Origin of the sequence: Lactiplantibacillus sp. 30.2.29 (genome assembly GCF_018991255.1) — a bacterium.
GTDB classification, from domain to species: Bacteria; Bacillota; Bacilli; order Lactobacillales; family Lactobacillaceae; genus Lactiplantibacillus; species Lactiplantibacillus pentosus.
This window is the reverse complement of sequence record NZ_JAGYGU010000023.1, coordinates 1-14,158: the sequence shown is the minus strand read 5'-3', so window position 1 is coordinate 14,158 and position 14,158 is coordinate 1. Positions and strand designations below refer to the sequence as shown.

Genomic DNA, 14,158 nt, shown 5'->3' with positions numbered 1-14,158 from the left:
CAGTGGGCTAAGTCAATTTTCAGCGTTGTCATTAAAACATTAATTTGAGGATGAAACGATACAAGCTACGACGGGCACACGGCCCGGTGGAATGGGGAAATCACGAATGTTACCGAAAACTTGGTATACGCATTCAGCGTTAAAATGGTTGGTGCTGGTTAATTTTATTAATTTGCTAGTGTTATTCGCACGATATGTTGCTAGTTCACGCCCAGTTTGGGCCATGAATAACATGACACTACTTAGTTTGACTGGGCTATTTCTAATCAGCTGTTTGCTTATTGTGAGCGGTTGGCGATTAAGTGTCAATCCAGCATTAGTGCAGTCTGGTCTGGACTTGAACTTAGTGGTGTTCTGCTATTTATTGTTGGTGGATTTCAATTTGATCGTCACGCCCGGTATTCTGACGATTGCGTTAATCGTCTCAATCGTCGGGGTGCCAGAAGCCTATGTGCCGCGTAATAATTTGATTGGGGTCCGTATTCCTTTGACTTTCGCGTCGGATGAAAACTGGCGGAAGACGAATGTGTTTGGTGCACGGCTGCTGACAGCGATGAGCTATTTGACGTTGCTATTCTTCGGTCGAGCCAATCAAGCATTGTTCTTCACCGTATTTCTGACCCTACTGATATTGTCAACATTGGTTGTTTTTGGCTACTCTTATCGTTTAAGCCGGAAATTGTTGTAAAGGTGTGTGGAAGTAGTCAGGTCAGCGCAATGTCACGCAGAATTTCACGGTGCCGTACAAATTGGACCGATTGTTTGTACACTTATTTTCAGCTCAAGGGTAGGGCTGATCCGAATTACGACAAATAAAAAATCCGAGCCACAGAAATCATGTTGATTTCATGGCTCGGATTATTTTTTAAAACCAGTTTACAAGCTGATGTTAGTGACGATGCCGTTGTTGTTTACCAGCATTCCGTCCGCGACCACCGTTGTTGTTACGTGGTCGGTTAGTTGGATGGGATTCCGTGGCCTTGACCGGCTTTGGTTGTGCTGCAGCTGGAGTCGGTGTCTTGATGGGGTGTTTCTTGAGTTCAGCTTCCACTTCCCGGCGAATACGTGGTCGGAAGAAGTTGATAATCAAAGTTTGCAAGCAGGCAAACAACCCACCAACGAAGAAGTACAAGCCCAATCCAGCGGGTGCTGACATGGAGACGAACAAAATCATGACCGGACTCATGATCAGCATCAAGCGCATCGTTTTCTTTTGTTCTTCTGGCAAGCCAATCATGGATAAGTAACCTTGTGCCAGGTAAGACAAGAAGGCTAAAATCGCTAGGATCAAACTAGATTTCCCTAGTGAGATACCCATGAAGGTGGCTTTGGATAATTCAGGTGAGTAACGGATGGCATAATACAGCGCCGAGAAGATTGGTAATTGAATCAACAGGGGCAGGCAGCCAATCCCACCCGTCATGCTAATGCCATTGTCACGATAGAGTTGCATCAATTCGTTACTGATGGCTGCTTTTTCTTCTTGTGTCTTCGCTGCTTTTTGCCGTTCCTGAATCTTAGTCATCTGTGGTCGAACGGCCGACATTTTTTCTTGTTGGTACGTCGACTTACGTTGTTGGTTGATCATCATTGGCAATAGGACTAACCGCACGATGACAGTCAAACCGATGATGGCCCAGCCATAGTTGTTACCAAATAATTGTGAGAGCCATTCCATCACCGTTTGACCAGGTTTGGCTAAATAGTCGTAGACAAACCCGTATGGTTTACCAGATTTGGTCGTTTGCACACAGCCGCTCAAGAATAGCGCGAGCGTTCCCAGGGTGACCGTGAGCGTAAGGCCTTTTTTTGATTTCACTAGTTATTAATCCCCTTTGCAAAATTCATATAATGATGATGATACTAAAGATGTCGGGGGAATTCAATTGGTTATCCGAAAATCGTGATAGTTTTGTGGCTCGACTTCATGGACTTCGAGGTGCTTAACTTTGCCAAAATCAGTGGGCGACTGGCGGACAACGTCAATAAAGACTTGCACGCGCTGGTCTTCACCTTCTGCTTCAATGAACACGGAGCCGTCCATCAGATTGCGAACAATACCATTGACGCCGCATTTATCCGCTGCGACCTTGGTTGCCCACCGAAAGCCGACGCCCTGAACGCGACCGGTTGCTTTTAACGTGACTGCACGCATAAAATCACTTCCTCTTATTTTCTGCGTTGCGAGCGGCTGGATGTCCGCTGAGACGAGCAAACGACCACTGAATTTGCGACCGTTTGAGTCAAACTGGAATCCCGACAGACGGTAGCTTCATCCGAAGCCGTTTGCATCCAAATGGACCAGGATGCGAGCTTCGTTAATGTTGGCTTCTAAAATTGAGACGACTACCGGCAATTTAAATCCTAGCCGTACCAGATTTTGAGCCGGCACCTGATTCAGCCGGCAACGCAATCGAAACCGCTCACAACAATCTTCACCCCTTATCATAGCATGGAACTAGTCATTCAGCGATATGCTATACTTGGAATCAATAACCTGCAGACAGGATGGGGAAGTTCAAAATGGAAAAAATAAATTCGTTACAAAACGCGCACGTCAAGGCGTGGAAAAAGTTACAGACGAAGAAGGGCCGCAAACAACAGGGCCAATATTTATTGGACGGCTGGCACTTAGTCAATGAAGCAGTCAAAGCACACGTGGCCATTCAAACATTGCTGATTACGAGCAAACAGTTGGCGACTGAGCCGGATTTGACCCACTTTCCGGCGGTAATCGAAATTTCAGAGGAAGTCGCCAAGCATATTAGTGCGACCGTTACCCCCCAAGGCGTCTTTGCCGTAGCGACTTTACCAGCAGTCGTTGAAGATTTGGCCCAACTTGATTTGACACGCCCGTGGTTATTGTTGGACAACGTGCAAGATCCTGGTAATATTGGAACAATGGTCCGGACAGCGGATGCCGCGGGTTTTACTGGTGTCGCTTTTGGGACTGGGACGGTTGACATTCATCAACCGAAAGTCGAACGATCGATGCAGGGCAGCCAATTTCACTTGCAACTAATTAGCACGGATTTAACGGCGTTAGTCGCACAATTGCAAGCACAGGGCGCACCGGTCTACGGTTCGGAACTGAACCCACAAGCGGCGCAATACTTAGATGTCGATGCGCCAGCCGCCTTTGGCTTGATTATGGGCAACGAAGGTAATGGGATGAGTCCAGAATTATTGGCACAAACGGACCAAAATTTATATATTCCAATCAAAGGACAAGCTGAGTCACTGAACGTTGCAGTAGCGGCGGGAATCTTGATGTTTGGTTTGTATCGCTGACTTACATTTAGTAAGAAAATGCTAAAATCCAGGTAAAATACTTTCAAATTCACTTACTTTTTAGTAGAATATCCGTAGATATTAGCAAAGGGAGCTTTTGATGAAAACTAATAATGCGTGGCAACAAGATTCCGAATACGTGGCAATTGTCGAAGATTTATTAGCACAGCCAGCTGTTCAGCGGTTAGCTGAATTCACACAACACCACCATTCGAATCGATTGGATCATTCGATTGCAGTTTCATATGATAGTTATGTTTTAGCGAAGAAATGGCATCTTAATACGACGGCAGTGGCGCGTGGTGGATTATTGCATGATTTGTTTTATTATGACTGGCGTGAAACCAAGTTTGATCTCGGATCACACGCATTCATCCATCCACGGGTTGCGTTACGTAACGCCGAAAAGTTGACGAAATTGACGCCAATGGAAAAGGATATCATTTTGAAGCATATGTTCGGCGCAACGTTAGCGATGCCGAAATATCGGGAAAGTTTGCTCGTCTCTTTGGTTGATGATTATGAAGCAGAACATGAATTTTTTGGACCATTACGTATGAAGGTGGCCAAACAACTAGATCGGTTCCGAGGCAAGGTCTCCGCCGGTTAATTCAATAATTGGGGGTCATTGCATGTCAGAAATGCTAGCTGACACGGTAACAGAATCCAACGTGGATTTTGAGCTGTGTCCAAAATTTGAAAAGACGTTTTCAATTCTAGGTAAGAAGTGGAATGGACTGATTATCGACGTTTTACTTGAGGATGGGCCGCAACGGTTTAAGAACCTGGCACGGCGGATTCCTAAGTGCAGCGATCGGGTCTTGGTCGTTCGCTTAAAGGAATTGGAAGAAAACGGCATTGTTAGTCGGGTCACGCATTGTGATTCGGCACTGATCGAGTACCGTTTGACCACTAAGGGTCAGGATTTACGGCAAGTGATGGATACGGTTCATGACTGGTCGGATAAGTGGTTTAGTCCAGCTGAATCCTAATCACGGGGTTGACGTGCTCGTAACTTTGCCATAAACTGACAATGTAGATAAAAGCCTTGACGAGAAATAGTAGTTGATTATGGCGTCACAGGGACGGGTGTCACCGATTGAAAGCACCCCGACGACCAAGATTAATGAATTCACTCTCCGAGCTGAAATTGGGCGTTTGTGAAAACAAATAATTTTCCGGTATCCCGACCGTTATGACGGGTATGAGTGTGTGTCGCTTCGGCGATGCAAACAAGGGTGGTACCGCGATGACCTCGTCCCTTTTTTGGGATGGGGTCTTTTTTTGTCCACAACGTGATTATAAATTGGAGGTAGCATATGAGTTTACAAGATCGATTAACCGAATTACGCGATCAAGGCTTGGCTGATATTAAATCAGCTGACGTTTTGAAGAAGGTTAACCAAGTTAAAGTTGATTTGCTTGGGAAAAAAGGACCAATTACGGAAGTTTTGCGTGGGATGCGCGACTTGAGTCCAGAAGAACGGCCTAAGGTTGGGGCCTATGCCAACCAAGTTCGTGACCGTCTGCAAGCTGCAATTGACGAACGCCGAGAAGAACTTGAACAAGCAGCAGTCAATAAACAATTGGCCGCTGAAAAGTTGGATGTGACCTTGCCAGGTCGTGAAGTCCCACAAGGACAACCACACGTGATTACGCAAATTATCACCCAATTGGAAGACCTGTTCATGGGAATGGGTTACCAAATCGTTGATGGTGATGAAGTTGAAGAGGATTACTATAACTTCGAACGCTTGAATTTACCAAAGGACCATCCCGCACGTGATATGCAGGATACCTTTTACATTACCAAGGACGTGCTCTTACGGACGCAAACTTCTGCGGACCAACCACGTTCACTTGAAAATCATGATTTCTCAAAGGGCCCATTAAAAGTGCTCTCACCAGGCCGCGTTTATCGGCGTGACACGGATGATGCGACCCATTCCCATCAATTCCATCAGATTGAAGGGCTAGTAGTCGATAAGCATATCACGATGGCTGACTTGAAAGGCACCTTGATTTTAGTTGCCAAAACGTTGTTTGGTGACCAGTTTGATGTACGACTGCGGCCAAGCTTCTTCCCATTCACGGAACCGTCCGTTGAAGCTGATGTGACCTGCTTCAACTGTAACGGCAAGGGCTGTGCCATCTGTAAGCAAACGGGTTGGATCGAAGTCTTAGGCGCAGGGATGGTGCATCCCCACGTGTTAGAAATGTCTGGGATTGATCCTGAAGAATACGGTGGCTTTGCCTTTGGTCTCGGACCAGACCGGTTTGCAATGCTGAAGTACGGTGTTGACGATATCCGCAATTTCTATCTCAATGATGTGCGGTTCTTGTCACAGTTCTATAGGAAAGGTTAGGCGTTCACATGAGAATTTCTACGACATGGTTACGCGATTATTTGAAGCTGGACATTCCAGTCGATGAATTAGCAGAAAAAATTGAACGGACGGCCGTTGAAGTTGACGGTGTGATTCGTCCGAGCGAAGGCTTGAAAAAAGTCGTGGTGGGGCATGTATTGACGTGTGAACCCCATCCAGACTCCGACCACCTGCACGTTTGTCAGGTTGACGTCGGTGAAGACGACCCCTTGCAAATCGTCTGTGGTGCACCCAACGTCGCTGCGGGTGAGAAGGTCATCGTTGCTTTACCTAATTCTTGGATCGGTGGCCACACCAAGATCAAGAAGAGCAAGATGCGCGGGGTACCGTCAAACGGGATGTTGTGCGCGTTAGACGAATTAGGCTTTGATGAAAAATTAGTGCCTAAGGAAGTCGCAGATGGTATCTTTATTTTGCCAGCTGATGCCACACCGGGCGAACCAGTCTTCTCATACCTGGGAATGGACGATGAGATCATCGATATGTCAGTGACGCCTAATCGCGGTGACATGCTGAGTATGAACGGGACGGCCCATGAACTGGCAGCGATTTACGACCAACAACCAACGATGCCAACGGTCGACTTGCATGAAGACACGGCTCATCCTGCCGCAGACGCATTGCAGGTTCGCGTTGATGCGGATGAACATGACGTGCCAATGTATAAGATGCGTCTGATTCAAAATGTGACGATCAAACCAAGTCCACTATGGCTTCAGATTCGCATCTGGAATGCTGGTATGCGGCCAATCAACAACGTGGTCGATGCCACCAACTACATTTTGATGCAATACGGTCAACCGCTACATGCCTTTGATTTTGACCAATTAAACAACGGTCACATCAACGTGCGGTTAGCCAAAGCCGGGGAACATTTGACGACCCTCGACGGCGAAGACCGCGAATTGTTGCCAACCGATTTGTTGATTTGTAGTGACGACCAACCGATCTGTTTGGCAGGGACGATGGGTGGTTTGGATACCGAAGTAACCGATCAAACCACGACGATCGCTCTTGAAGGGGCCGTGTTTGATGCAGTTAAGATTCGAAAAACTGCGCATAACCACGACTTGCATAGTGAAGCCTCGATGCGGTATGAACGCGGCATTGACCACGGTATGACTGCGACGGCCTTGGATGCCGCCGCTGCGATGATTGCTGAATTGGGCGACGGAACGGTTGCTAGTGGCATGGTGATTGGGCGTGATGAAGACGTTCAACCTGAAACGGTCAAAATTGATTTGGCTCGTATCAACCATGTTTTAGGCACTGAGTTGTCCCTTGAAACGGTTGCTGACATCTTCAAACGCCTCGATTTCCCAACGACCGTTGATGGCGAGACCTTCACGGTGACGATTCCTTCACGGCGGTGGGATATTCATATTCCAGCTGACTTGATTGAAGAAGTCGCTCGGCTTTATGGTTATGATAACTTGCCAGCCACCTTACCAACTGGTCAACCAACGATTGGTAAACTCAATGAGACTCAACAAGTGATTCGGGATTCACGCAAGTTAATGGAAAGTGCCGGCTTGACGCAAGCCATCAGTTATTCACTGACGACTGAAACCAAAGCGCGTGCCTTTGCGTTACATGTTAGTGATGTGACCAAGCTGGACTTCCCAATGAGTTCAGAACGTACGACGCTGCGGTTAAGCCTGGTTTCTGGCTTGTTAGATGACTTAGCTTACAACAATGCTCGTAAAGAACATAATGTGGCGTTATACGAAGAAGGACGCGTCTTCTACAGCCAACCTGAGGAAGTCCGGCCTAAGGAAATTGAGCATATTGCGGGTGCCATTACTGGTTCAATGGTTCAAAAGAGCTGGGGCGTGGCCGAACAGCCCGTTGATTTCTTCCAAATTAAAGGTATCGTGGCAGGCTACTTGAAGTCATTAGCCTTACAAGATGCTGTGAGTTACGTCGCAACGACTGACCATCCAGAGATGCACCCTGGTCGGACCGCTGACATCTATGTTGGTGATCAATTGGTTGGGTTCGTTGGCGAAGTTCACCCAACGACGGCTAAGGCTTACAAGATTCGTGAAACGTACGTCTTTGAATTGGATTTGACGGCGCTGATTGCCTTACCAAAGGCGCGGCAACAATATCAACCAATTTCGAAGTTCCCAAGTATCACGCGTGACGTGGCGATGTTGATCGATGATGATGTCACCAACGCTGCGGTAGTTGCCTTGATCAACAAGAAGGGCGGCGCACACTTGCGGCGAGTACAGCTATTTGATGTTTATCATGGCAGCCACGTACCAGCTGGCAAGAAGTCGTTGGCCTATACGTTGACGTATCAAGACCAGAATGCCACTTTGGTCGATGATGACGTCACGACTGCTTTTGAAAAAGTGCTGAACGCACTGACAGATGAACTCGGTGCCGAGATTCGTTAGTTAGCTGCTCAAGCGATGAAACGCCGAATGATTTAAGGTCATTCGGCGTTTCGTGATTCAGGAGAACGTATTCCGATGGTTAAGTTGGCATGAAGAATCCGTCACCTAATAGTCAATGGTTAATTGTACCTAAATAGGTGGCTGTTCATTTGCCATTCGGCCGGCTTCCCGACTGGAGGGGGTGGCTGACAATGCTCAGTAGCCAAATTATTCTTAGTCGGAAGTGGGCTACTTTCGGCTTACGTTCCAGCAATTGTCAGCCAGCCCCCGGAGGTCGGAATAGAACGACGCGCTTGGTTGACAAACAGTAATTCGGCTAAATGGCACCTTTCAATCATCGTTAATACCCAATAATAACGAGCACAACACAGGTGCAGAACCTAAAAAAATATAAAACTAGTCGCGAACTAGTGCAAACTGGGCGTCAGTTTTGTATAATTGATAGGATTAATCAATAAATGGAGGGGCGAGTCTTGAATAACAACCAGGATAACCAGGATCAAAAAGATCAAAATGATCAACAGGATCATGGGGTAAGTGAGCCAAATCGTGTCGATCAAGAAGAACGTAAAAAGTTCTCCAAGCGCGTTATTGGTGGTGTCGTTGGTATCTTAATCGCGTTGTTAGTCATTATCGGGGTGCTGGGTTACCGGTATTTTGATAATGCAACGCAACCTTACAATAGCAAGGATAATCGGGTCGTCCAAGTTGATATCCCGTACGGCGCAAGTAGTAAGAAGATTGCCGATATCCTCCAGCGTGACAAAGTGATCAAGAGTGGCTTTGTGTTTGAATATTGGACCAAAGCGCATAACTTGTCGAACTTCCACGCCGGCTATTATCAGTTGAAGCCATCAATGTCGCTGTCGCAAATTGCGAAGGCACTGAACAAGGGTGGTTCATCTGAACCACTGCAAAGTTCCAGCGGTAAGGTCTTAATTGTCGAAGGTAGTCAGATTAAGACGATTGCCAAGACGGTTCAGAAGCAAACTGACTTCACGTCGGCAGAATTTTTGGCCTTGATGAAGAATGAAACATTCATCAAATCATTGGCTAAGAAATATCCGCAACTGTTGGGCTCAGCGATGAGTGCTAAAAAAGTACGTTATCGCCTTGAAGGCTACTTGTTCCCTGCAACTTACGTGGTGGGTAAGAAGACCACGTTGAAGCAGTTAGTCACCCAAATGGTTTCTAAGACTAATGACGAGCTAGAACCATACTATGCGAAGATCAAGAAGTCGAAGATGTCCGTGCAAGAAGTGATGACGTTAGCTTCATTGGTTGAGCGTGAAGGTAGTACGACGAAGGATCGCCGTTTGATTGCGGGCGTCTTCTTGAATCGATTAGCCGCTAAATGGCGACTTGATTCAGATATTTCCGTGTTCTATGCGATTAATTCTAACAAGTCGACGTTAACGAACAAGGACTTGCAAAATGATTCACCATATAACTTGCGACTACACTTGGGTTACGGTCCTGGACCATTCAACAGTCCAAGCTTGACTTCAATCAAGGATGTGCTTGATCCTGCGCAACGTAGTAAGGGTTACATGTACTTTGTCGCTGATTTGAAGACCGGTGACGTCTACTACGCGAAGACCGCAGCTGGGCATGCAGCAAATATCAAAAAGGTTTCGAAACACAACGAAGCCGCTGAAAACTAAGAATGAGGCGACACTTAAATGACGGAAAATAAACATCGCCGCCCCGTAGTCATCGGGGTAACGGGTGGTTCAGGTAGTGGCAAAACGACGGTTAGTAACGCAATCTACAATCAATTATCTGGTCAATCATTGCTGATTTTACAGCAAGATTCATACTACAATGATCAGAGTGAGATGACAATGGCCGAGCGCCACGCTGTCAACTACGACCATCCCTTGGCCTTTGACACTGATTTGATGATTAAGCAAATCAAACAGTTACTAGACTATCAACCGATTGAAAAGCCGGTTTATGATTATGAACAATACACGCGGAGCGCGAAGACGATTCATCAAGAACCGCGTGATGTGATTATCGTGGAAGGCGTGCTGATTTTAGATGACCAACGTCTCCGTGATTTGATGGATATTAAGGTGTTCGTTGATACCGACGATGATATTCGAATCATTCGTCGGATCCAGCGCGATATTAAGGAACGTGGCCGAACCCTTGATTCAGTTATTAATCAGTATCTAGCAACGGTCAAACCAATGTATCATCAGTTTGTGGAGCCAACTAAGCGTTACGCAGACTTAATTGTCCCTGAAGGCGGGGAAAATGAAGTCGCGATTGACTTGCTGACGACTAAGGTCCGTTCTATTTTATAAAAATAACGTCTAAACCAGCACCATTTCGAATTTTAACGTTTACATTTAAAATTCGAAATGGTAGGCTGGTTTTTGATAACTATATTTTCTATTCGAGGAGTGAAACACATTGGCTGAAGAAAAAACATATCCAATGACAGAAGAAGGGAAGGTCAAGCTTGAAAAGGAGCTTGAAGACCTTCGGATTAACCAACGTCCAGAAATTATCAACCGGATCAAGATTGCTCGGAGTTACGGCGACTTATCCGAAAATTCTGAATACGAATCTGCTAAGAATGAACAGAGTTTGTTAGAAAACCGGATCAAGACGGTTGAACACATGCTTCAATACGCTGAAATCATTGATAGCGATAAGATTGATGAAACTGAAGTCTCAGTTGGTAAGATTGTGACTTTCAAAGAATTACCGGATGAAGAACCAGAATCATATACCATCGTGGGTGCCGCTGAAGCAGACCCAATGGTGGGTAAGATTTCAAACGACTCACCAATTGCCAAGGGTCTAATTGGTCACCACGTCGATGAAGAAGTGGCCATCAATATCCCTGCTGGTACGATGACGGTCAAGATTTTAAAAGTTGAAAACGCGTAATTAATGCGTAAAATTCCCAGTGCAAGCCAATGATTGGCGGGCACTGGGAATTTTTTTGACTCGGGAACCAAAAGATCAGAATAAGCGGCTAACAGTTATTCTGGTCGCATATGAATGAAGCGTTAGTGACGAAACGACCGCCTAGCACAGATAAGTCTGTACGAGGCGGTCGTAATTGCAGAATAATGCTCTGGACAGTTTGTCTGGATGCTTGGTACATGCAACTTACTCAAAATAGCGGGAGCGAAAATTAGTTGGTAATCGCAATATGTTGTTGTATTAAGACTTTTTGCCGACTGAAAGCTTGCGGCAATTCGATTGTATGAACGAAGAATCAGTTACTAATTGTCGGTTTTAACCCCCAAAAGCGACTAGCATAGCCTCATTGACAATTGTTCGAGCACGTATCGGTTAGCTTGATTAATGTTATCTCTAACGCCTACCAGTAGGATCTTACGTGTGCTAGCTAGCGAACGTAAGCTCACCGTTTTATTCATGAAGCCAGATCAATGAACGAGCTAGATATAAATAATCCGTAATTCACCCAGCGAGACGCTCCCATTGATTGTCACACCTGGCCCAGCTGTTAAGGGGGTGCCTTCAGTGGAGACGTGGCCCATTGAATTGCTAATAGCTTCTTGGACTTGCCAAGTTTTTGGTAGGTAGAGTTCCAAACTCCCTAGTGAGACATCGACTGAAATTGTGGCTTGGTTGTCTTGGATATTGACATCATCGAAGTAGACTTTGGCACCCGCCATTGAGACGTTTAAGGTTGCTGACTTGAAATGCTCGCTGTGAATGTAGCGGATACTGTTGCCCAGCGAGATATCCAGATTGACGTGGTCGTCATTGATGGTCCCGACGTTCTCTTCGGTGTCTCGATGATGCTCATGATGGTGGTAATGGCTACGATGATAACGATAGTACCGGGGACGAATCAACATGCTGAGCCCAATACTAAGCAGGAGGGCGGCGCCTAGAATCGTCCAAGGCACTAACCGTGTAATGCCCAGTGGTCGGGCATAGATGATGGCGAGAAACGCCACTGAGAAGACGATTCCGGACATGTTTAAGTATCGTAAACTACTTCCTAAGCAGGCGACCAGAATCAAGGTGAAGAAGACGGTCAACAGGCTGAGATGATAACTGAACAGGCCCAGTTGGCTGGTGATTAGAATCACCGCACTTGCAATCAGAAAGATCGGCCAAAACCAATTTTTTCGCATTTATAACAGTCCTTTCTGTTCAAGCCGATACTTCAGAGGGGAATAGTATCGACGTGAGGCATACAATTGTTTGGGAGAATCGTGAAACGCAATCAGGTTGCCAGTCAACGTTTTCGTTAGGGCATAAACTTGGCGGGTGTTCACGATGGCGGATTTTGAGACTCGCATGAATTCGCTGGGCAATTTGTCACCAACCGCAGTTAGGGAGTGGTTGACGCGGTAGACACCGGTACGCGTATGCGCCGCGACCTGGTGACCCGTGGCTTCGATAAATAGAATGTCGGTGACTGGCAGTTGAATTAACTGACCACGTTGTGAAACGGTTAACGTGACCACCGTCGAGACTAGATTTTCTAGTGCCGCCAGCAACGCATCAGAATCAGGATAGTCATCAGGAATTTCTAACGTGATCCTGGGTGCGTCGATTTCTGAGTTCTGGATAAGATGCACCTTCATGGGTTTCACCTCCTTGAGTAATCTAAGTACACCACAAACCTTACGTGCTGTAAATCAAAATTCCCCCAGTGGTCATTTTGTCGGCGCAAGTGGTTTTTACCTTGCTCACTGACTGTCAATGTTGCGTTTTGTCGCTAAAACGGGCACAATGATTGTAAACGATTCCAATAATGAGGTGGCAAATATGAAAATAACGATTACGGATGCAGCAAGCAAGTGGTTTCATGATGACATGGGTGTGACGACTGGAAACGGGGTCCGCTTCTATGGCAAAACTTATGGCAAAACGGCGGTTCACAGTGGCTTCTCCATTGGTATCATGCGCGACGACGAACCTCACCAACCGATTGCAATTACCGAAAAAGACGGTGTCAACTACTATGTCAATGACCGTGACGAGTGGTTCTTTACGGGCTATGATCTAACCGTCGACTTTGACGAAGCAAACGATGGTCCGAAATACGAATACACCCCTAACAATGAATAGGACACTTGAAACGGCTAATGACGATTTATATTATATTGTGCCAGGCAAATTTGACCTGAATCATGATTAAATCATGCTATTTTCTAAGTTCAAATGCTACCAGCTGTAGACCGCTGAAAACGGTGCGAGTTCCCGTAAACTTTCTGTGGTGGATGCGTCCTACACCGGCTTACAGGCATTTCTGACAACGCTGGAACGTGGTGGACACAGATTTAAGCCGACAAACCACGTCTTAAATACTGGTCTTTCACGTTAGCTGCAGTATGGATGAAACGTGCTCGGGTCAAACTGGGACTTCCGGTTAGCTACGCCAGAACGCCAAGCGGAAGTTCACCGCTTAACGCTCTAGCTAGGCTAATCCTCAGTCCCAACCCGTCTGAACCTCACACTCTGAAAAACGCTTAGCATTGTCAGAAACACCTTCCAGCCGGGATGGTATTCGAAAGGCAGACATGTGTGGACCCAACTTTTGATGACATGGTCGTTGGTTCTCAGTAGACAGTCATTTTGACATTCAACAATCAGAATGGTTTCTACCGATTGCTCAGCTTCCTAAACCATGATTTAATACTTCGGACACGCAGTTTCACTGAAATTGTCAGAATTTTCTCTAGTCACCTGAGATAGGAAAGTCTCGAATTCTAAACGAAGGTCATTTTATCTACAAATTTCAACACTAGTTAACATTGAAATTTGTAATCTTGCGATGGGCGAATAATATTTAGATAATCTTCTCAGTAACTAAATGCCATAAATCATCATCGATACCGATTAAGAGCTTTCTGGAAGGACAAGCCACCTAATATTAAGTGGTCAATTGCACCCAAATAGGTGGCCGTTCATCCGCCATTCGAGCGGGTTTCCGACTGTAGGGGCCGGCTGACAATGCTCAAGGGCGAAATTCTTCTTGTCCGGGCGAATTTCCCGGGCTAGAAGAAGACTCGAATTTGAAATTGCGCAGTGGGTTTCTGCGTGAGTTCAAATCGATGTCCGCCCTGTTCC

At 46.2% G+C, this 14,158-nt stretch carries 14 protein-coding genes and 1 other annotated feature; of the genes, 10 read left to right on the top strand and 4 right to left on the bottom strand.

Annotation, left to right across the window (positions count from 1 at the left end):
* Positions 1-106 precede the first annotated feature (106 nt).
* Positions 107-688, top strand: coding sequence for an SdpI family protein (locus KGF65_RS12410; protein ID WP_181185349.1), 582 nt, complete (start codon positions 107-109; stop codon positions 686-688).
* Between the two features lie 201 nt (positions 689-889).
* On the opposite strand, the gene yidC is transcribed toward KGF65_RS12410, so the two are convergent.
* Together yidC and KGF65_RS12400 are read right to left on the bottom strand one after the other, a co-directional pair.
* Entirely contained in the window at positions 890-1,819 is a 930-nt protein-coding gene (yidC, locus tag KGF65_RS12405) for a membrane protein insertase YidC (RefSeq protein WP_105920896.1), read from the bottom strand.
* A gap of 63 nt (positions 1,820-1,882) precedes the next feature.
* Entirely contained in the window at positions 1,883-2,155 is a 273-nt protein-coding gene (locus tag KGF65_RS12400; RefSeq protein WP_003638559.1) for an acylphosphatase, read from the bottom strand.
* A gap of 368 nt (positions 2,156-2,523) precedes the next feature.
* Here KGF65_RS12400 and KGF65_RS12395 point away from each other — a divergent pair, with 368 nt between their 5' ends.
* From KGF65_RS12395 to greA, 8 genes are all read left to right on the top strand, one after another.
* A complete protein-coding gene (locus tag KGF65_RS12395) occupies positions 2,524-3,291 on the top strand; it encodes an RNA methyltransferase (RefSeq protein WP_216748062.1) in 768 nt (255 codons plus the stop codon).
* A 100-nt stretch (positions 3,292-3,391) separates the two neighbouring features.
* Entirely contained in the window at positions 3,392-3,901 is a 510-nt protein-coding gene (locus KGF65_RS12390) for an HD domain-containing protein (protein WP_003638561.1), read from the top strand.
* Positions 3,902-3,923: 22 nt separating this feature from the next.
* Positions 3,924-4,283 (top strand): helix-turn-helix domain-containing protein, encoded by a 360-nt coding sequence (locus KGF65_RS12385; protein WP_021336421.1) that lies wholly within the window; start codon positions 3,924-3,926, stop codon positions 4,281-4,283.
* A gap of 47 nt (positions 4,284-4,330) precedes the next feature.
* Positions 4,331-4,557: a binding site (T-box leader), on the top strand.
* A 53-nt stretch (positions 4,558-4,610) separates the two neighbouring features.
* Positions 4,611-5,657, top strand: coding sequence for a phenylalanine--tRNA ligase subunit alpha (locus tag KGF65_RS12380; RefSeq protein WP_105923932.1), 1,047 nt, complete (start codon positions 4,611-4,613; stop codon positions 5,655-5,657).
* Positions 5,658-5,665: 8 nt separating this feature from the next.
* A complete protein-coding gene (pheT, locus tag KGF65_RS12375) occupies positions 5,666-8,083 on the top strand; it encodes a phenylalanine--tRNA ligase subunit beta (RefSeq protein WP_105923931.1) in 2,418 nt (805 codons plus the stop codon).
* 458 nt (positions 8,084-8,541) lie between these two features.
* Entirely contained in the window at positions 8,542-9,747 is a 1,206-nt protein-coding gene (gene mltG / locus KGF65_RS12370; RefSeq protein ID WP_216748061.1) for an endolytic transglycosylase MltG, read from the top strand.
* 18 nt (positions 9,748-9,765) lie between these two features.
* Entirely contained in the window at positions 9,766-10,395 is a 630-nt protein-coding gene (gene udk, locus KGF65_RS12365; RefSeq protein ID WP_003638566.1) for a uridine kinase, read from the top strand.
* A 109-nt stretch (positions 10,396-10,504) separates the two neighbouring features.
* On the top strand, positions 10,505-10,987 hold the full coding sequence (gene greA, locus KGF65_RS12360) for a transcription elongation factor GreA (RefSeq protein ID WP_003638567.1): 483 nt from the start codon (positions 10,505-10,507) through the stop codon (positions 10,985-10,987).
* 518 nt (positions 10,988-11,505) lie between these two features.
* On the opposite strand, the gene KGF65_RS12355 is transcribed toward greA, so the two are convergent.
* A complete protein-coding gene (locus tag KGF65_RS12355) occupies positions 11,506-12,213 on the bottom strand; it encodes a hypothetical protein (protein ID WP_050338801.1) in 708 nt (235 codons plus the stop codon).
* Entirely contained in the window at positions 12,214-12,669 is a 456-nt protein-coding gene (locus KGF65_RS12350; RefSeq protein ID WP_105923930.1) for a LytTR family DNA-binding domain-containing protein, read from the bottom strand.
* A 184-nt stretch (positions 12,670-12,853) separates the two neighbouring features.
* Between KGF65_RS12350 and KGF65_RS12345 the strand changes: the two genes are divergently transcribed.
* Entirely contained in the window at positions 12,854-13,156 is a 303-nt protein-coding gene (locus KGF65_RS12345; protein WP_050338799.1) for a HesB/YadR/YfhF family protein, read from the top strand.
* The last annotated feature ends 1,002 nt before the right edge of the window (positions 13,157-14,158 follow it).

Bases quoted from the DNA above. Each gene is read 5' to 3' on its own strand.
- KGF65_RS12410 (WP_181185349.1), top strand. From the start codon at position 107: ATGTTACCGAAAACTTGGTATACGCATTCAGCGTTAAAATGGTTGGTG.
- KGF65_RS12400 (WP_003638559.1), bottom strand. From the start codon at position 2,155: ATGCGTGCAGTCACGTTAAAAGCAACCGGTCGCGTTCAGGGCGTCGGC.
- KGF65_RS12395 (WP_216748062.1), top strand. From the start codon at position 2,524: ATGGAAAAAATAAATTCGTTACAAAACGCGCACGTCAAGGCGTGGAAA.
- KGF65_RS12390 (WP_003638561.1), top strand. From the start codon at position 3,392: ATGAAAACTAATAATGCGTGGCAACAAGATTCCGAATACGTGGCAATT.
- KGF65_RS12385 (WP_021336421.1), top strand. From the start codon at position 3,924: ATGTCAGAAATGCTAGCTGACACGGTAACAGAATCCAACGTGGATTTT.
- KGF65_RS12380 (WP_105923932.1), top strand. From the start codon at position 4,611: ATGAGTTTACAAGATCGATTAACCGAATTACGCGATCAAGGCTTGGCT.
- pheT (WP_105923931.1), top strand. From the start codon at position 5,666: ATGAGAATTTCTACGACATGGTTACGCGATTATTTGAAGCTGGACATT.
- mltG (WP_216748061.1), top strand. From the start codon at position 8,542: ATGGAGGGGCGAGTCTTGAATAACAACCAGGATAACCAGGATCAAAAA.
- udk (WP_003638566.1), top strand. From the start codon at position 9,766: ATGACGGAAAATAAACATCGCCGCCCCGTAGTCATCGGGGTAACGGGT.
- KGF65_RS12355 (WP_050338801.1), bottom strand. From the start codon at position 12,213: ATGCGAAAAAATTGGTTTTGGCCGATCTTTCTGATTGCAAGTGCGGTG.
- KGF65_RS12350 (WP_105923930.1), bottom strand. From the start codon at position 12,669: ATGAAGGTGCATCTTATCCAGAACTCAGAAATCGACGCACCCAGGATC.
- KGF65_RS12345 (WP_050338799.1), top strand. From the start codon at position 12,854: ATGAAAATAACGATTACGGATGCAGCAAGCAAGTGGTTTCATGATGAC.